Annotated in this window: 18 protein-coding genes, 1 tRNA gene and 1 pseudogene; 12 read left to right on the top strand and 8 right to left on the bottom strand. The window is 69.6% G+C overall.

Annotated elements, in window-relative coordinates:
- Positions 1-124 precede the first annotated feature (124 nt).
- Both BJY18_RS25140 and BJY18_RS25145 read left to right on the top strand, forming a co-directional pair.
- Positions 125-670: a type VII secretion system-associated protein gene (locus tag BJY18_RS25140; protein ID WP_184782426.1), complete on the top strand. Its 546-nt coding sequence runs from the start codon at positions 125-127 to the stop codon at positions 668-670.
- 82 nt (positions 671-752) lie between these two features.
- Positions 753-1,172 (top strand): Hsp20/alpha crystallin family protein, encoded by a 420-nt coding sequence (locus tag BJY18_RS25145; RefSeq protein WP_184782427.1) that lies wholly within the window; start codon positions 753-755, stop codon positions 1,170-1,172.
- 123 nt (positions 1,173-1,295) lie between these two features.
- Here BJY18_RS25145 and BJY18_RS25150 read toward each other — a convergent pair whose 3' ends face one another.
- On the bottom strand, positions 1,296-1,553 hold the full coding sequence (locus BJY18_RS25150; RefSeq protein ID WP_184782428.1) for an SAM-dependent methyltransferase: 258 nt from the start codon (positions 1,551-1,553) through the stop codon (positions 1,296-1,298).
- Positions 1,554-1,633: 80 nt separating this feature from the next.
- Between BJY18_RS25150 and BJY18_RS25155 the strand changes: the two genes are divergently transcribed.
- On the top strand, positions 1,634-1,963 hold the full coding sequence (locus tag BJY18_RS25155) for an SAM-dependent methyltransferase (RefSeq protein WP_312873952.1): 330 nt from the start codon (positions 1,634-1,636) through the stop codon (positions 1,961-1,963).
- Between the two features lie 14 nt (positions 1,964-1,977).
- Here BJY18_RS25155 and dusB read toward each other — a convergent pair whose 3' ends face one another.
- Positions 1,978-3,123 carry a tRNA dihydrouridine synthase DusB gene (gene dusB / locus BJY18_RS25160; protein ID WP_184782429.1) on the bottom strand — a complete coding sequence of 382 codons (1,146 nt, stop codon included), beginning with the start codon at positions 3,121-3,123 and terminating at the stop codon, positions 1,978-1,980.
- Positions 3,124-3,314: 191 nt separating this feature from the next.
- Here dusB and BJY18_RS25165 point away from each other — a divergent pair, with 191 nt between their 5' ends.
- Entirely contained in the window at positions 3,315-4,562 is a 1,248-nt protein-coding gene (locus BJY18_RS25165) for an ATP-binding protein (RefSeq protein ID WP_312873953.1), read from the top strand.
- 31 nt (positions 4,563-4,593) lie between these two features.
- On the opposite strand, the gene BJY18_RS25170 is transcribed toward BJY18_RS25165, so the two are convergent.
- Both BJY18_RS25170 and BJY18_RS25175 read right to left on the bottom strand, forming a co-directional pair.
- Positions 4,594-5,895, bottom strand: a complete 1,302-nt coding sequence (locus tag BJY18_RS25170; protein ID WP_312873954.1) for a metal-dependent hydrolase family protein — start codon at positions 5,893-5,895, stop codon at positions 4,594-4,596.
- A 122-nt stretch (positions 5,896-6,017) separates the two neighbouring features.
- Entirely contained in the window at positions 6,018-6,506 is a 489-nt protein-coding gene (locus BJY18_RS25175) for an Lrp/AsnC family transcriptional regulator (protein WP_184782431.1), read from the bottom strand.
- A gap of 154 nt (positions 6,507-6,660) precedes the next feature.
- Here BJY18_RS25175 and BJY18_RS37030 point away from each other — a divergent pair, with 154 nt between their 5' ends.
- Positions 6,661-6,945 (top strand): hypothetical protein, encoded by a 285-nt coding sequence (locus BJY18_RS37030; RefSeq protein ID WP_246458969.1) that lies wholly within the window; start codon positions 6,661-6,663, stop codon positions 6,943-6,945.
- 404 nt (positions 6,946-7,349) lie between these two features.
- Here the strand turns inward: BJY18_RS37030 and lysA are convergent, their stop codons facing one another.
- Both lysA and BJY18_RS25190 read right to left on the bottom strand, forming a co-directional pair.
- Entirely contained in the window at positions 7,350-8,687 is a 1,338-nt protein-coding gene (gene lysA, locus BJY18_RS25185; protein ID WP_184782432.1) for a diaminopimelate decarboxylase, read from the bottom strand.
- Between the two features lie 199 nt (positions 8,688-8,886).
- Positions 8,887-10,119, bottom strand: coding sequence for a M20 metallopeptidase family protein (locus BJY18_RS25190; RefSeq protein WP_184782433.1), 1,233 nt, complete (start codon positions 10,117-10,119; stop codon positions 8,887-8,889).
- Positions 10,120-10,195: 76 nt separating this feature from the next.
- Between BJY18_RS25190 and BJY18_RS25195 the strand changes: the two genes are divergently transcribed.
- The 4 genes and pseudogenes from BJY18_RS25195 (at position 10,196) to BJY18_RS25210 (ending at position 12,291) form a co-directional block, all read left to right on the top strand.
- Positions 10,196-10,678: a tRNA adenosine deaminase-associated protein gene (locus tag BJY18_RS25195; RefSeq protein ID WP_184782434.1), complete on the top strand. Its 483-nt coding sequence runs from the start codon at positions 10,196-10,198 to the stop codon at positions 10,676-10,678.
- Between the two features lie 23 nt (positions 10,679-10,701).
- A pseudogene (locus tag BJY18_RS25200) lies at positions 10,702-11,127 on the top strand (nucleoside deaminase); the annotation flags it as partial.
- Between the two features lie 57 nt (positions 11,128-11,184).
- Positions 11,185-11,271, top strand: a tRNA-Ser gene (locus BJY18_RS25205).
- Positions 11,272-11,484: 213 nt separating this feature from the next.
- Positions 11,485-12,291 (top strand): SAM-dependent methyltransferase, encoded by an 807-nt coding sequence (locus BJY18_RS25210; RefSeq protein ID WP_184782435.1) that lies wholly within the window; start codon positions 11,485-11,487, stop codon positions 12,289-12,291.
- Between the two features lie 220 nt (positions 12,292-12,511).
- On the opposite strand, the gene BJY18_RS25215 is transcribed toward BJY18_RS25210, so the two are convergent.
- Positions 12,512-13,081, bottom strand: a complete 570-nt coding sequence (locus BJY18_RS25215; RefSeq protein ID WP_184782436.1) for a hypothetical protein — start codon at positions 13,079-13,081, stop codon at positions 12,512-12,514.
- 11 nt (positions 13,082-13,092) lie between these two features.
- Positions 13,093-13,392: a hypothetical protein gene (locus BJY18_RS25220; RefSeq protein ID WP_184782437.1), complete on the bottom strand. Its 300-nt coding sequence runs from the start codon at positions 13,390-13,392 to the stop codon at positions 13,093-13,095.
- Positions 13,393-13,602: 210 nt separating this feature from the next.
- Here BJY18_RS25220 and BJY18_RS25225 point away from each other — a divergent pair, with 210 nt between their 5' ends.
- From BJY18_RS25225 to BJY18_RS25235, 3 genes are all read left to right on the top strand, one after another.
- Entirely contained in the window at positions 13,603-14,859 is a 1,257-nt protein-coding gene (locus BJY18_RS25225; protein ID WP_184776778.1) for an IS256 family transposase, read from the top strand.
- 294 nt (positions 14,860-15,153) lie between these two features.
- Entirely contained in the window at positions 15,154-16,080 is a 927-nt protein-coding gene (locus BJY18_RS25230; protein ID WP_184782438.1) for a TauD/TfdA dioxygenase family protein, read from the top strand.
- Between the two features lie 23 nt (positions 16,081-16,103).
- Positions 16,104-16,550 carry a limonene-1,2-epoxide hydrolase family protein gene (locus tag BJY18_RS25235; protein ID WP_184782439.1) on the top strand — a complete coding sequence of 149 codons (447 nt, stop codon included), beginning with the start codon at positions 16,104-16,106 and terminating at the stop codon, positions 16,548-16,550.
- Positions 16,551-16,567: the final 17 nt, after the last annotated feature.

The raw sequence follows: 16,567 nt of genomic DNA on the forward strand, positions 1-16,567 counted from the left end.
CGGGCACGGTCGCAGACGGCGCCGCGACCGGCACAGTTCGATAGGTTCGACCTAAGGACCTGTCTCCACCCCCGACGACAGCAGCTTTGTGCGCACGCGAGCACTGAGTGGAGAGGTGCCGACGATGACCGATGACCAGTGGGTGCTGCTCGTCGACCCGGAGTGGCGGCCGGCCTCGGCGCAGGACGGCGACGAGGTGCCGAGCCCGCCTTCGCAGGCGGTTGTCGGTGGCTGGCTGGTCCGCGCGGACGGATCCGTCAGCCGGTTCGAGCCCAACCCGTCCTACGACCCGGCCACGGGGAACTCGCCGACCGATCCACTCGACGCGGTTCTTCGGCTGACTGCCCGCGGTGAAGCTGACTTCGCCCAACTCGGCGCCGTGTTTCGTGAATCGGCCTTCGCGGTGGCAGTGGACGCCGACCAGACCCCCATGGTCGCCCCGTCGCCGGACAACATCCCGTGCCTGCTCGTCACCACGGCCCCGGCCCACCGCCGCCGGGTCCGTGCCGCGGGCTGGCGCCCGGTGTCGCCGTCCGAGCTGCTTCACCTTCTCGACCAGCAGGAGGACGTCGACCTGCTCCTGAACCCGGGAGCCCCCGGTTGCCTGCGGCTTCTGGCCGACAGTGTTCGCGAGATCACTGTCGCTCCTGATGGTTCGGGGAACAATTAACTTGAGCCGTCAGTTGTCAACTTCGTAAGGCGCGATGGCCGGCGGGAAACCGGCCGCAGCCGTCCCGACGAAGGAGCCAGACATGCTGATCCGTACCGACCCGTTCACCCAGTTCGACCGCCTGACCCAGCAGTTCTTCGGCAGCCAGGGCAGCGCCTCGCGCACCATCCCGATGGACGCCTACCGTGCCGGTGACGAGTACGTCGTGCAGTTCGACGTGCCCGGCGTGGCGCGGGACTCGATCGACGTGAGCGTCGAGCGCAACGTGCTGACCGTCCGTGCCGAGCACACCGCGAGCCCGGCGGACGACGTGCAGGTCCAGGTGTCCGAGCGCCCGCGTGGCAAGGTCACGCGCCAGCTGTTCCTCGGCGACACGCTCGACACGACTCGCGTCGCCGCCGACTACGTGGATGGCGTGCTGACCCTGCGCATTCCGGTCGCCGAGAAGGCGCAGCCCCGGAAGATCGCCGTGGGTGGCGTCCAACAGGAACTCGGCGCCTGACACCCCGCGGTGTCACAGAGTTGTCCCCAGGTGTCTTCAGGTTGTCCACAGGGCGTGTGGACAACCTGAAGACACCTGGGGATGAGCTCGCTCAGACGCAGGTCAGCGCCTGGGGACAACCGATCAGGGTTTGCGGCCGATCCCGCCGGCAATGATGCGGTGGGCGACCGTCAGGGGCTTGAGCCGGGGGCCGTCCGGCCACCAGTGCACAAGCTCGGTCAGGCCCGGCTCGATCAGCTCGAGGCCGCCGAACAGCTCGGTGATCTCGCCGCGGGTACGCCAGGTCGCACCGCCCAGCGAGCCGCGTGCGACGGCGTCTTCCAACTCGCGCAGCACCGCGGTGTCGTCCGACTCGGGGTCGAGCAGGTGGGAGATGACCACGTAGGAGGCGGTAACGACAACTACGAGATCGACCGCACCAGATCGCGCAGCGGCTCCGGCCGGAGTCGAAGGTCGTCTACGTGGACAACGACCCGGTGGTCACCGCGCACGGTCGGGCGCTGCTGGAGACCGACGAGCAGACACGCTACGTCGAAGGCGACATCTTCGACCCGCGCAGCATCCTGAACAACGAAGTGGTGCGCGCGCACCTGGACTGGTCGCGGCCCATCGCGCGCAGGTCGCGACGCTGCATCACCACAAGGGCGAACGGCACGAGTCGGCCAAGGTCATGCGCGAGTACATCGACTCGCTGCCGAGCGGGCCCAACAGGTAGTCACAAACTCACGCCACGCTGGCCCGCTTCGGGTCCACGCCGACCGGAGTGTTCGGATCGATCGCTGTCTCGGTAACCGGTCCGCGCTGGTCAGCCGCCGGAATGCATGTCCTCGGCCTCGGGAACACAGTCGTCGTCCGGATCGTCGAGCCAGCCGTGCGGCAGCGTCACCTTGCCCGGGGAGCCCTGGCGTCCGCGCGGACCGGTCGCGGCATCCGGGAACGGAGCGTCGTGGTCCAGCTGGGCGATCAGGTCGTCGAGCTGCTGCATGCTCGAGAGCATGGCGAACCCGCGCCGGAGTTCGGAACCGACCGGGAAGCCCATCAGATACCAGGCCATGTGCTTGCGGATGTCACGCATGGCCTTGTCGTGGCCGTCGTGCTCGACCAGCAGCTCGGTGTGCCTGCGCAGGACTTTCGCCACTTCGCCGAGGTTCGGTGGGGTCGGGATCGCGGTGCCCTTGAAGGCGGCTTCCAGCTCGCCGAACAGCCATGGCCTGCCGAGGCAGCCGCGGCCGACGACCACGCCGTCGCACCCGGTCTCGTCCACCATCCGCAAGGCGTCGGCGGCACTGAAGATGTCGCCGTTGCCCAGTACCGGGATGCTGGTCACGGCCTCCTTGAGGGCGGCGATCGTGGTCCAGTCGGCCTGGCCGGAATAGCGCTGAGCGGCGGTGCGCGCGTGCAGGCTGACCGCCGCGGCGCCCTCGGCCTCGGCGATCCGGCCGGCGTCGAGGAACGTGTGGTGGTCGTCGTCGATGCCGACCCGGAACTTCACGGTGAACGGAACGCCCGCCTCGCCCGCCGCTTTCGCCGACTCGCGGACGATGTCCGCGAACAGCCGCCGCTTGAACGGCAAGGCCGCGCCGCCGCCTTTCCGCGTCACCTTCGCCACCGGACACCCGAAGTTCGAGTCGATGTGGTCGGCGAGCCCTTCCCCGGTGATGATCTTGACCGCCTCGCGCATGGTCTTCGGATCGACGCCGTAGAGCTGCATGGACCGGGGCTTCTCGTGCTCGCCGAAGGTCATCATGTGCATCGTCCCGGGATGCCGTTCGACGACGGCGCGCGCGGTGATCATCTCGCACACGTAGATGCCGGCGCCGTACTCCTGGCACAACTGCCGGAACGCGACGTTGGTGATCCCCGCCATCGGCGCGAGCACGACCGGCGGATCGACCTGGTAGGGCCCGATCTCCAGGGTGGACTTGCTCAGCGTGGCGGTCACGTCCTCCATTGTCGCCTGTGGTGTCGGTCACCCGCTATCGGGCCGCCACCCCGGCCTTCCGGCCGCGTCCTTCGTTCCGAACGGCGCGGCCACGTCCCGGCAGATCCACGACACACATGCCGGCAGATGAGCGAAGGAGATGTCGGCAAATCAGCGAAACAACCCTCGGCAGATCCACGAAGGCCTGGTACGGTCGAGGTGTGCGTGAAGCTGACCGCTATCTCCCGCGAAGGACTGCTGAGCTGGTCGCGGAGGCGCTCGAAGACACGCGTGTAGTCATTGTCAACGGAGCGCGCCAGACAGGTAAGAGCACGCTTGCCGAGTTGTGCCTGCGCGATCGTTCCGATGTTGTGCGGCGGTATCTCGATGATCCTCGGACGAGGGCTTCGGCTGCTGCGGATCCAGTCGCTTTCCTCGACACTCCGGGTCTCATGCTCATCGATGAGGTCCAGCGTGTTCCGGAGTTGTGGCTGACTATCAAGCATGTGGTCGATCGTGACCCTCGCCCCGGCCGGTTTCTGCTGACGGGCTCGGCGAGGCTGCTCGGCCTGAGCCAGCTTCCCGATGCGCTGCCCGGACGCTCGGAGACCATCGAGCTGTTCCCCCTGTCCCAGGGAGAGATCACAGGCGGTCCCGACGGATTCGTCGACGCTGCGTTCGAGCACGGCAGCCGGCTCTCAGCGCCTCCTTCGGAACTTCGTCGCCGTGACTACCTGGCTCTCGCGGCTCGCGGTGGATACCCCGAGGCTGTCCGTCGTACCACGCCGCGCCGGCGCGGGCAGTTCTTCAGGTCCTACCTCGACGACATCATGAGCCGGGACGTGCACCAGGTCGCGGACATCCAGCGTGGGTCCGACATGCGACGCTTGGTCGGAACGCTCGCCGCGCAGTCCGCCGGTCTGCTCAACTACCGCCGCTTGTCCTCGGACCTGGCCCTCCCCGCGTCGACTGTCCGCGACTACGTGGGACTTCTCGAGCTCGTTTACCTGATCCGGCTGATCCCTGCCTGGTCCGCGAACGCGACAGCCCGAGCCGTCGCCACGCCGAAGCTGATCTTCAACGACGTCGGCCTGGCCGGGCACCTGGTATCCGGAGTTGCCAATGACGCAACGACAGGCGGACTCGTCGAGACGTTCGTCCTCGGCGAACTCGCGCGTCAGATCACCTGGAGCCAGACGATGCCCCGCCTGCACCACTATCGGGACCGCGATGGCTATGAGGTCGACGCGGTACTGGAGGACAACTCCGGCCGCGTGGTAGCCGTCGAAGTGAAAGCGGCTGAAACCGTCCGCTCCGACGACTTTCGTTCTCTTCGCCTGCTCCAACGGCGTCTCGGCGACCGCCTGCGTGCCGGTTTCGTCCTTTATTGTGGCGACCAGCAGCTCCCTTTCGGGGAAAACCTCGCGTGTCTTCCGATCAGTGCGTTGTGGACGACTCCGCTGGAGTGAAACGCTCCACCGGGACGTCGGGTCCTGCGCCTCACCGGGCGTCTTTCACCACGGTTCCGCCCTGGACGACGAGTGACACGGACGCGCGGTCGGCGAAGAGTTTCGGGTCGTCGAGTGGGTTGCCGCGGAAGGCGACCAGGTCGGCGCGTTTGCCGGGCTCGATCGTGCCCACCTCGGCGCCGATGCCGAGGATGTCGGCGTTGACGCGGGTCGCGGAGACCAGCGCGGCCATCGGGTCCTCGATCTCCGAGCGCAGCAGCAGCTCGCGGCCGCGGTTGCCCTGCCGGGGGCCGATGAGGTCGGAGCCGGACCCGATCCGCACGCCGGCCGCGCGTGAGGCGTGGATGGCGTCGATCTGGCCCTGCATGGCCACGCCCACCCGGTCGGCGATGCTCGCCGGCAGCCCGGACTCCGTGGCGTCTTCGAGCAGCGCGTACACCACGGCCAGCGTGGGCACGTGGGCGACGTCGTGCTCGGCCAGCAGCGCAGCGGTCGCCTCGTCGATCTGCGAGCCGTGCTCGACGCAGCGCACGCCGGCGGCGACGGCGTTGCGGATGCCTTCGTTGTTGTGCGCGTGCACCGTCACGTAAGTACCGCGCGCGGTCGCCTCCGCCACCGCGGCGGCGATCTCGGTGACGTCGAACTGGGTGTCGGTGAGCTTGTCGTGCCGCGACACGACGCCGCCGGTGACGCACAGCTTCAGGAAGCCGGCCCCGCGGCGGAACGCCTCTCGCGCGTTCTTGCGCATCTCGTCGGGACCGTCGCAGAGCAACGACAGGGCGCGCAGGCCGGGAACGTCGTGCTCGGCCCAGTCCGCGGTCGGCTCCCACTCCGAGGACATGTGGCCGTGCCCGCCGGTCTGGCAGAGAACCGGGCCGCACTGCAGGATCCGCGGTCCGGGCACCTTGCCCTTCGCGACGACACCGGCGAGCCCGCCGTCGATACCGCCGGTGTCGCGCACGGTCGTGAACCCGGCGTCGAGGGTCTGACGACAGTTTTCGAACATGTCGGCGGCGAGCTCGGCGACCGAGAGCCCGTGCGTCACGCTGGCCTCGATCGGGCTGGAGAGCCCGAAGTGCACGTGGGCGTCGATCAGGCCCGGGGTCAGCGTCAGCCCGGCGCAGTCGAGTACGTCCGCGCCGGCCGGCGGCACGCCTCCCAGCTCGACGATCCACCCGTCCTCGACGAGGACGGTCTGGCCGGGAACGGGCTCGTCGCCAGTCCCGTCGACGACGGTGGCGCCGGTCAGATACATGATGTTCTCCTCTCGACGGGCGGAAGCACAGCCGAACCCGGGTGCGCCGAACGGGACGCGTTCGTTCAGCACCTTCACCCCGGCATCATGCTGCGCGCCGGTACCCGGCGGACAGGGCCGACAGTCGCGGCAATCCGGGCGGCGGCACGACAGTTGTCGACCCGACCCGGAAGCGCCTGACCCGGGCCCGGCCACCGCGGTCACACCGTCAGCTTCCCCCAGGCGAAGTCCTGCTTGGCGAGCTTCAGGTACACGAACAGCTCCGTGCCGGCGACTCCCGGGACCGGGCGTACCTCGTCGCCCAGGACGGCCAGCAGGTGCTCGTCGTCGCGGCAGAGGAGTTCGGCCAGCAGGTCGAAGCGGCCGGAGCACAGGACCACCTGGTGGATGTCCGGGATCTTCGCCAGGTGCTCGGCGGTTTCGCGGGGATCGCCGTCGACGGTGATGCCCACCATGGCCCGGCGCGTCAGGTCGACGTGCTCCGGGGCGGTGACCGCGACGATGCGCATCTTGTCGTCCCGCAACAGGCGCTGTACGCGTTGGCGGACCGCGCCTTCGGACAGGCCCACGGACTTCGCCAGCGTGGTGAACGAGGCGCGGCCGTCGTCCTGGAGCAGCGTGATCAGTGTCCGATCGGTGCTGTCCAGTGCTCTCGGTGCGCGCGACTCCTCGGCAGTTTCGTCACCCATGCCGTCCCTCCCTGTGTTTCGGCATGTGATTTCTCAAGCGCGCAGCGTATCTGCCGGAGCCGCCGAACAGGAGGCCCTTTCCCGGATTCGGCCGCCGGATGGGTACCTTCTTGCGGCCTTGGAAAGCCTCACCACCTGCCGAGGAGGACCGGTCATGACCGAAGCCGTCGCACTCGGGGTGCCGGCCAAGGGGCTGCGTTCGCATGCGCTGAGCATGGTGTCCTCGACGGTGATCGGGATGTCGTCGACCGTGCCTGCCTACTCGATCGCCGCGACGCTCGGGTTCGTCGTAAGCGTGTACCGGCCGGTGAGGGCCGACTGGCTGCTCATCACCAGCAGCTGCGCCACTGGTGATCTTCTCCGTCGTCGCGCTGGTCCGCGTCGGCGGTTCTGCTCGCGGTTTTCATTTACTGGGGCTGGGAGAGTTCGCTTTCGGTGAACGAGGAGTCGGCTGACCCGCGGCGTGCGCAGGTGATGGGCGTGCTGCTGATCGTTTCGGTGCTGACGAGCGGCGCGGCGACGAGTCAGGCGACGATCATGCCCGCCGCGCGCACCACGCTGTCGATGGCGAGCTACGGCGCACTGCCGAAGTCCTTCGCGCGCGTGCACCCGAAGTACCGGACGCCGTCCGTCTCGACCTGGGCGTTCGGGCTCGTCTCACTCGGGCTCTACGTGCTGCTGGCTGCGTGGAGCGAAAACGTACTGTCGGACTCCGTCGACGCCGTCGGGCTCACCATCGCGATCGAGTACGCGATGACGGCACTCGCGTGTGCCTGGGTGTTTCGCCGGCCGGCGGCTGTCGCGCGGTTCGGTCGTAGGCGACAGCCAGGTGATCGAGCCGATCTAACAGCGGCGAAGCAGATCTTCCTCGGTTTCGCGGGGGACGAGCAACGTCGCGTGGCCGTCGTGGACGCTGACGAGGGGCGGACGGCTCACGAGGTTGTAGTTCGACGCCAGCGAGTGATGGTATGCGCCGGTGCACGGTACGGCGATCAGGTCGCCGACGTGGACGTCGTCGGGTAGGTAGACGTCGGCAGCCAGTACATCGCCTGCTTCGCAGTGCCGGCCGACGACAGTCATCGGCGTACGCGCGGCTTTGGTGTGCCGTCCGATCAGCCGTGCCGTGTAGCGGGCGCCGTAGAGCGAAGGACGTGGGTTGTCGCTCATGCCGCCGTCAACGGCGACGAAGGTGCGCGAGCCGCGTTTCACGGCGCATACGCGGTACACAGTGATGCCGGCGGCGCCGACGATCGCACGGCCCGGTTCGATCACCAGGCGTGGCATCGGAAAGTCCTGCGACGAGCATTCGTAGGCGAGCGCGACGCGAAGTCGTCGCGCGTATCCGGTGAGGTCGAAGGAATCGTCACGGGCCACGTACGGAACCGCGTGACCACCTCCGAGGTCAAGCTCCCGCAGGGCGACACCGTGGTTCTCTCGGACGCGTACGAGCACCTCGATCATCCGTCGTGCGGCTTCTTCGTAGCGGTCCACGCGCGACACCTGCGAGCCGATGTGGCAGTGCAACCCGGTGAGCCGAAGGCTCGGCTGGGCGAGTACCGCGGTGACCGCGCGGTCCACGTTGTCACGTACGTCGCTTCGCAACGAGAAGCCGAATTTCTGCCCTTCAGTGCCGGTGGTGACCGCTTCGTGCGTATCTCCGCGGACACCTGGCGTGACACGGACGAGTACGTCTTGCACACCGTGGGCGAGGGAACCGAGCTGCTCGACTTCGTCAAGCGAGTCGAGCACGATCCGCCCTACGCCGTACTCCAGCGCCGCCTTGAGGTCTTCGGGCGTCTTCGCGTTGCCGTGCAGCAGAATGCGTTCCGCGGGAAAACCGGCTGCCCGCGCGACGGCGATCTCGCCCGCGGAGCACGTGTCGAGGGACAGCCCTTCTTCGGCGATCCAGCGCAGTACGCCGCGCGTGCAGAGCGCTTTACCCGCGAAGGCGACCTCGGCTTCCGGCAGAGCTCGACCGTACGCACGAGCCGCTTCGCGAACCTGCGCTTCGTCGATGAGGTACGTGGGCGTGCCGAAGCGCGCGGCCAGGTGACTGACCGGGGCACCCGCAAACAGCAGCTCACCTCCCGCGCCGAGGTGAGTGCGCCGGGGCCAGAGCCCCGGCTCGAGGCGGTCGGCGGCTTCGCAGCCGAGACTGGGGAGCAGCTCGCTGAGCGTCACGGTTACCTCCGTGCGATGCGGTCGGATCGACCCGCTCAGCTCACTGCTTCCCGGCGCCGTTCCCGTCTCCCGGAAACGGCTCCCTGACGTCTCGGCCGGTCACGCTGACTCGTTCTTGACGCGCGAGTAACCCCGGCCACGCGCCGACGTGCGCGAGCTGTCAGGTCAACCGTCCGAAAAGCCGGACCCACCGATCCGCTCACCCACGCAGGTTCTCCAAGGCGAAGCCGGCATACATCGCCACCCCGGAGGCCAGGGCCGCCTCGTCGAACACGACGCGGTTCGAGTGGTTGGCCGGCGCCTCGTCGGGGGAATGGTCCGGCGGGCAGCCTCCGAGGAAGGCGAAAGCGCCCGGAACTCGTTGGAGCACGTACGAAAAGTCCTCCGCGGCCATGTTCGGGACGGAGATCTCCTCGGTGTCCGCCTCGCCCAGGACGTCGGCGGCGAGGGACAGCACGCCGGCGGCGACGGCCGGGTCGTTGACCGTCGGCGGATAGCCGGGGTCGACCTCGGCCAGCGCGCGGCAGTCGTGCGCGGTGGCGATGGCTTCGCAGACCTTCGGCAGCTCGTCGCGAACCTGGGCGCGAGTGTGTTCCGACAGCGCGCGGATCGTGCCTTCGAGCACGGCGGTCTCGGGGATGATGTTCGTGGTCGTGCCCGCCTCGATGCGGGTCACCGACACCACGGCGGGATCGAAGACGTTGATCCGGCGGGTCACCATGGTCTGCAGCGCGCCCACCATCGCCGCCGCGGCGGGCACCGGGTCCACCGCCTCGTGCGGCGCGGAACCGTGGCCGCCGCGGCCGATCACCTCGACCCGGAAGGTGTCGGCGGACGCCATCAGCGGCCCGCCGCGCACCTGCAGCACCCCGCTCTTCGTGGTGGCCATCGTGTGCAGGCCGAACGCCCGCGTCACGCGCCTACCGGCCGCGTCGAGAACGCCCTCGTGGATCATGTGCCGGGCGCCGTGGTGGCCCTCCTCGCCGGGCTGGAACATGAACACCACCGAGCCCGCGAGGTCCTCGACCCGGGAGGCCAGCAGCCGGGCGGCGGAGGCGAGCATGGCGACGTGCGTGTCGTGGCCGCAGGCGTGCATCGCCCCTTCGACTTCGGACGCGAACTCGAGCCCGGTGTCCTCCTCCAGCGGCAGCGCGTCCATGTCCGCGCGCAGCAGCACCGCGGGCCCGGGACGGGCGCCGCGCAGCACGCCGGTCAGCGACGACGTCGCGCGGCCCTCGGTGAGCTCGATCGGCAGGTCGGCCAAGGCCGCCCGGATGGCCTCCTGGGTGTGCGGCAGCTGGAGTCCGAGCTCCGGACGGCGGTGGATCGCTCGGCGGAGTTCGACAGTGCGATCCTGGAGCGCACGCGCGGCGTCGAGTAACCCGGCGTGCCGGTTACCGGGAATCGTGGGCAGGTCGGTCGGTCCGGTCATGGCTCGATAGTGGCACCTCGCGGGATTCCGGTGCACCGTGCGTGCGTTCGCCAGCGTGGCGGAATACGGTGTGCGCATGGCGGTGCAAGAGCCGGTCACGGGCTTCGCGGTGGCGGTCGTCCGGGAAGACGGTCAGTGGCGGTGCAGTGCGCTCGATTCCGCGGCGCTGACAGAGCTGGACGCGGCGATCACCGAACTGGGGAAACTCCGGTCGACCGGTGCCGCGTTCGGCCTGCTGGCCGTGGACGACGAGTTCTTCGTGATCGTCCGGCCCAGTCCGCGAGGGCCGTCGCTGCTGCTGTCCGACGGCGCCGCGGCACTGGACTACGACATCGCCGCGGACGTGCTCGACGTGCTGCGCGTCGATCCGCCGGACGAGGACGACGACGCCGTCTGGCCCGAAGGTGACCTGGAGATCCTGGCCGACCTGGGCCTGCCGGGCGGCGAACTGGAGGTCATCGTCGGTGAGGTGGACCTCTACCCGGACGAACAGCTCCAGATGATCGCGCAGAGATGTGGATTCGCCGCGGAGTACTCGAAGCTGCTGGACCGGCTCTGAGAACCCCGGCCGACACCGAGGCCGTGCGGGCGGCGTTGGAAGCCGCGTGCGGGCCCGGCGCCGACGTGCCCATCGGCGCCGTGGTGTTCGGCCCCGACGGACGGCCGCTCGCCGCGGCCCGCAATGCCCGCGTCGAACTGGGCGACCCGACCGCGCACGCGGAAATCCTCGCCCTGCGCGCCGCCGCCCGCGTACACGGCGACGGCTGGCGGCTGGAGGGCTGCACGCTCGCCGTCACCCTCGAACCGTGCACGATGTGCGCGGGCGCGCTCGTGCTCGCCCGGATCTCGCGGCTGGTGTTCGGTGCTTGGGAACCGAAGACCGGCGCCGTCGCATCGCTGTGGGACGTCGTACGCGACCGGCGGCTCAACCATCGGCCCGAGGTGCACGGCGGCGTCCTCGCCGGCGAATGCGCCGCCCTGCTCGAGACCTACTTCGCCCTGCGCCGTCCGGTACCCACCGACCCCCACGACGCCGCGGGAGCGGGTTCCGGTATTGTTCTCGGCGGTGGCGTGTCCGAGCGGCCGAAGGAGCACGACTCGAAATCGTGTGACGGTTGATCCCGTCCGTGGGTTCAAATCCCACCGCCACCGCGCGCGAGTGGGCGAGGCATGCCGACGGAAAGCGTCGGCGTGTCTCGCTTGCTGCGTTTTCTGGGGGTGGCAACCCCCAGGCCCCGCCCGGGAGGCTTCGCCCCCGGACCCCCGACGTGTGGTCGCCGGCGTAGGTGACTGTCGGTTTGGCGGTGTGTTGTTTACTGAGTAATTCGTTGTGGGCAGCGCGGGTTTGGTCGGTAGTCTCGGCGCGTGGATGGGGCACGGCTTCCGCCGGTCGGGCGGACTGCGGTCGGGGTCGCGGCGCTCAGGGCGCTGGAGAGTGGACGGCCGGACCGGCTCTTCGACGATCCTTACGCGGGCGCGTTCTTCCACGCCGGACGCGCGCTGTTCGAGGGCAGGCAGCGGCGCGACGGCAGCCTCGGCGCGGTGTTCGCGCAGCAGGTCGCGATCCGCACGCGGTACTACGACGAGTTCGTCGCGGACGCCGGGCAGGTGGTGATCCTCGCCGCCGGACTGGACGCGCGGGCGTTCCGGCTCCCCTGGGCGGACGGGGCCCGGCTGTACGAGCTGGATCTGCCGGAAGTACTGGAGTTCAAGGACTTCGTGCTGAACGAACAGGGCGCGCGGGCGAGGTGCGCACGGACCGTCGTGCCGGTCGACCTGCGTGCGGACTGGGCGAATGCGTTGCTGGAAGCAGGTTTCGACCGGACCCGGCCCACGGTGTGGCTCGCCGAGGGACTGCTGGTGTACCTCAGCCGCGACGAGGCCGAGCGGCTGCTGATCGACGTCACCGCGCTGTCCGCACCCGGCAGCCGGGTCTCGTTCGAACACCGCCCGGAAGGCGCAGCCGACGGCTTGTTGCGGCGCGCCCGCGCGGTGGGCAGCGAGGTCACCGACCTGTGGCAGGGCGGCCTCGGGCCGCAGGCCCCGGAGTGGCTGAACGACCACGGCTGGACCCCCGAGACGGTCGCGGTGGCCGACCTCGCGGCCCGCTACGGCCGGGAACCGGAGGACCGCACCCGCGGCGGCTTCGTGACGGCAACCCGTCGGGGCTGAGCGGGCGGGTGGCGGTCGCGGGACGGGCGGGGTTTGCCGGTCGCGGTGTTGTGGACGTGGTGGGGCTGTGTGTTCGCTGCCGGATCCGACTGTCGGGCGAGGTGCTGCTGTGGTTTCGGTCTGCGGGTGGGCCGGGTCGGTCAACCGCCGGATCCCGATGTGCGGGTCGTCAGCCGGACAGGGCTGCAGCGAGGCATTTCCGTGGCGGTAGCTCGCGTCGTCAGCCCGGCAGGACCGGGGTCGTGAACGGATCCAGGAACGTCGTTGCCTCGGTGATGGCCGCTACGCCCCTGGTCACCGCCTCGCCGATGGTCGTGCAGGCGGTGCGGACCTGGTAGGCCGCTTCGGCGGTGCGGTCGCCCGCCAGGATGGACTCGGTGGCCGGCGTCGTGGCCCGCGCTGTCGCCACCACCTGGGCAGCCGTCTGGCGGGCCAGGCGGTCGAGCAGTTCTGCCAGGTCCAGGCCCACCGCGGCGGTGCGGGCGGCCACCTCCGCGGCTTGGCGGTAGTGCACGTCCAGCTCATCGGCGCGGCTGCGGAAGTGCGCGGCCGGTTCGCCTCCCCAGCGCCGTTCCGCGCGGTGCGCCCCGCGTTCGAACTCCAGGCGCGCGGTGACCAGCACGTCCCGGCCGGTCGAAAGTGTGCGCGCGGAATCGCGGATCGCCTGGGGAGAACAGTCGATCTGACGCAGCGCCGCGACGGGATCGGGTGCGCCGATCCGGATGGCGGCGTCACGCAGCGGGGTCAGCGTCGCGGCGGCGGCCTCGAGGTCGGGGTGGAGGAACGGCATGGCGAACGTCTTCAGCCGGACACCGACGTCGCGAGTCCCGGCCGGGCGCGACCGGACTGCTGGTGGGCGGCCATCCGCAGCTCACCAGCCAGATCGGAGGTGGCGTCACCGAGCACGCGGGCGTCGGTGTCCCGTGCGGCCAGCGCGGCCTCCCAGCGCGCGGAGATCTCCCTGGCCGGAGCCGAAATGCCCCACGGCGTCGACTCCAGCCGTGCCGACGCGAACCGTCCGGCCGCCCGGTCCGCGTCGGCGGCGGCCTGGTCCAGCGCGTCCGCGGCAGCAGCCAGCCGCTCACTCGTGGAACCAGGCATGAAACCTCCGCACTTCCGGGCCCGGTGGACAATCACCGGTAGCGGAATCTAACCCCATCACGTCCGGTGTGGTCACTCGGCCGGGGGTTACGTCCGCGGAGGTGGTGTACGGGTTCGTCGCTGGTGAGCGGCGTGGCGTCGTGACGTGAGACGGCCACCGCGTGATCTTTCTCGAGTACCGACCAAGGAACTCCAGGAAGGACCACCACGATGGCCGCACCACACAGTGTGGACCCTGCCCAGCTTGTCGAGGAGCTCGCCTCGGCGGGTGTGTCGCCGGATCTGTTGCAGACGATGATCGCGACGATGGCGAACGCGTTGATGTCGTCGCAGGCCGATCAGCAGTGCGGGGCCGGCTATGGCGAGCGCAGCAGCGAGCGGACGAACCAGCGCAACGGCTACCGGGCCCGGGAGTGGGACACCCGAGCGGGCACGATCGAGTTGGCGGTGCCGAAGCTGCGCCAGGGCTCCTATTTCCCGGACTGGCTGCTGACCCACCGCCGCCGCGCCGAGCAGGCCCTGGTCACCGTCGTGGCCACGGCCTACCTACTCGGTGTCTCCACCCGGCGGGTGGAGAAGCTGGCCGAACAACTCGGGGTGAAGTCGCTGTCGCGTTCGCAGGTCAGCGAGATGGCCACGCACCTCGACGGGCAGGTCGCCGCGTTCCGCGAGCGCCCGCTCGACCAGGGCCCGTACACGTTCGTGTGGGTCGACGCGCTCACGGTGAAGGTCCGCGAAGACGGCCGGGTGGTCAACGTGCACGCGCTGCTCGCGACCGGGGTGAACGCCGACGGGCACCGCGAGATCCTCGGCCTGGATGTGGCCTCCAGCGAGGACGGAGCGGGCTGGTTGGCGTTCCTGCGCGGTCTGGTCGCCCGCGGCCTGTCCGGGGTCCAGCTCGTCATCTCCGACGCCCATCCCGGCTTGGTGGCGGCGATCGCCTCGGCGTTGCCGGGTGCGGCGTGGCAGCGGTGTCGCACCCACTACCTGCGTAACCTGCTCTCCCGTGTTCCGAAGTCGGCGCAGCCGCATGTCGCTACGCAGGTGCGCACGATCTTCGACCAGCCCGACGCCGACGCCGTCACAGCCCAGTACGGACGCGTGGTCGACACTCTCACCGCGCGCTGGCCCGACGCAGCCGAGCACCTCGACAACGCCCGCGATGAGCTGCTGGCGTTCACCGCATATCCGCGCGAGGTCTGGCGCCAGATCTGGTCGAACAACCCTCAAGAGCGACTGAACAAGGAGATCCGCCGTCGCACCGACGTGGTCGGGATCTTCCCCGGCCGCGACTCCCTGATCCGCCTCGTCGGCGCCGTCCTGGCCGAACAGAGTGATGAGTGGACCGAGAACCGCCGCTACATGGGCCTCGATCTACTGGCCCGCTCACGCATCCGCATCGTCACCACCGAAGCCGCACCGACCGGCAGCGAGGCACTCATGACAACCGAGGCAATAACCGCCTAGAATCCCGAACCAAGATCACGCGGAGTCGATCTCATACACCACTCCGCCGGACGTGACCCGGCCGGGCGTGGGACAGTTCCACAGAGTGGCCACGGTTGACCGGTCCGCCGGGCCGCGGAGATCCTCGCAGCATGTCGGAGATTCGTGCTGCTCCGTGCACCGGCCGCGCTCCGGCGCGCGTCCACGGCGAGGGTGTGGTGGCGCTGCTGCTGCGCCGCGGCCGTCTCGGCTCTCCGCCCGGATAGGCGTTTTTCCGCGCAGTGCAGCCGAATCCAGCTACCTACGGGAGCCCCCGTGTCGATCGACCTTCCGGCCCGGCCACGCCTGGCGACCACCCCCTCCGACGGCATCCTCGAAGGCCCGCGCGTCTTGCGGCGGCTGCCCGAAGGGGTCGAGGAACGGCCGTACGAGCTGTTCACCCTCCGTCCCCTCGGCCGCGTGATCGGGGCCGAAATCGCCGGGGTCGACCTCGGAGAGTCACTGACCCCTCGGTTACGCGCGGAGCTGAACCGCGCGCTGCTGGAGTGGAAGGTGCTGTTCTTCCGCGACCAGCGGATCACGCCCGAGCAGCAGCGCGAGTTCGCCCGCAACTGGGGTGAGCTGGAGACGAACCCGTTCATCCCGCAGGGCGATTCGGCCGAGGTCGTGCGGTTCTCCCGCAGCGCGGCGATGCCCGGCTACGAGAACATCTGGCACGTCGACGTGACCTGGCGGCCCGAACCCGCGCTGGGCTCGGTGCTGCGCCTGGTCGAGGTCCCGCCGATCGGCGGCGACACGATGTGGGCGGACATGGCCGCGGCCTACGACAACCTGCCCGACGACGTCCGCGAGCGCATCGACGACGCGACCGCCGTGCACGACTTCGTCCCCGGATTCGCCCGGTTCACCGATCCGGACCTGCTCACCCGCTGGCAGGACCGGTTCCCGCCGGTCGAGCATCCGGTGGTGCGCACGCATCCGGAGACCGGCCGTCGCACGCTTTTCGTCAACCAGGCCTTCACCACGCATCTCGTCGGGTTCGAGCCGGCGGAGAGCGACCGGCTGCTGCGGTATCTGTTCCTGCAAGCGCACACGCCGGAGTTCCAGGTGCGCTTCCGCTGGGCGCGGGACTCCGTGGCGTTCTGGGACAACCGCGCCACCCAGCACTACGCGGTGAACGACTACCACCCGCACGCCCGGGTCGCCGAGCGCGTGGCGATCGTCGGCGACCGGCCGTACTGATCGGCGGGCTCTACCCTGGAGCCATGACCGAACCCAAGGCAGTGGTCACCGGCTTCCTGCAGGCACTCGAAGAGCTCGACGTGGACCGCGCGCTCGGCTACGCGGCGGTCGACATCGTCTACCAGAACGTGCCGCTGCCCGCCGCGCGCGGCCTCGCCGCGGTGGAGAAGCAACTGCGCGCGATGGCCAAGTACGGCTCGGGTTTCGAAGCACGCACCCACCACATCGCCGCGGACGGCAACGTGGTGCTCACCGAACGCACGGACGTGCTGCGCCGCGGTTCGTGGCAGGCGGAGTTCTGGGTGTGCGGCACGTTCGAGGTGAAGGACGGCCGGATCGTGCTGTGGCGCGACTACTTCGACTGGACCACAGTCCTCGCTTCCAGCGCGAAGGGCGCCGGCCGGGTGGCACTCAACGGCGCCCGCACCCTCATCGGCAAGTACCGCTCGTCAGGCGAACTCCGGGCGTGAGGTCCGTGCCGGTGCGG

Source organism: Amycolatopsis jiangsuensis, from assembly GCF_014204865.1.
GTDB lineage: Bacteria > Actinomycetota > Actinomycetes > Mycobacteriales > Pseudonocardiaceae > Amycolatopsis > Amycolatopsis jiangsuensis.

Excerpts from the sequence above, each read along its gene's own strand:
- BJY18_RS25225 (WP_184776778.1), top strand. The coding sequence starts at position 13,603 with ATGGCCGCACCACACAGTGTGGACCCTGCCCAGCTTGTCGAGGAGCTC.
- BJY18_RS25235 (WP_184782439.1), top strand. The coding sequence starts at position 16,104 with ATGACCGAACCCAAGGCAGTGGTCACCGGCTTCCTGCAGGCACTCGAA.
- BJY18_RS25195 (WP_184782434.1), top strand. The coding sequence starts at position 10,196 with ATGGCGGTGCAAGAGCCGGTCACGGGCTTCGCGGTGGCGGTCGTCCGG.
- BJY18_RS25140 (WP_184782426.1), top strand. The coding sequence starts at position 125 with ATGACCGATGACCAGTGGGTGCTGCTCGTCGACCCGGAGTGGCGGCCG.
- BJY18_RS25215 (WP_184782436.1), bottom strand. The coding sequence starts at position 13,081 with ATGCCGTTCCTCCACCCCGACCTCGAGGCCGCCGCCGCGACGCTGACC.
- BJY18_RS25190 (WP_184782433.1), bottom strand. The coding sequence starts at position 10,119 with ATGACCGGACCGACCGACCTGCCCACGATTCCCGGTAACCGGCACGCC.
- dusB (WP_184782429.1), bottom strand. The coding sequence starts at position 3,123 with ATGGAGGACGTGACCGCCACGCTGAGCAAGTCCACCCTGGAGATCGGG.
- BJY18_RS25175 (WP_184782431.1), bottom strand. The coding sequence starts at position 6,506 with ATGGGTGACGAAACTGCCGAGGAGTCGCGCGCACCGAGAGCACTGGAC.
- BJY18_RS37030 (WP_246458969.1), top strand. The coding sequence starts at position 6,661 with ATGACCGAAGCCGTCGCACTCGGGGTGCCGGCCAAGGGGCTGCGTTCG.
- BJY18_RS25220 (WP_184782437.1), bottom strand. The coding sequence starts at position 13,392 with ATGCCTGGTTCCACGAGTGAGCGGCTGGCTGCTGCCGCGGACGCGCTG.
- BJY18_RS25145 (WP_184782427.1), top strand. The coding sequence starts at position 753 with ATGCTGATCCGTACCGACCCGTTCACCCAGTTCGACCGCCTGACCCAG.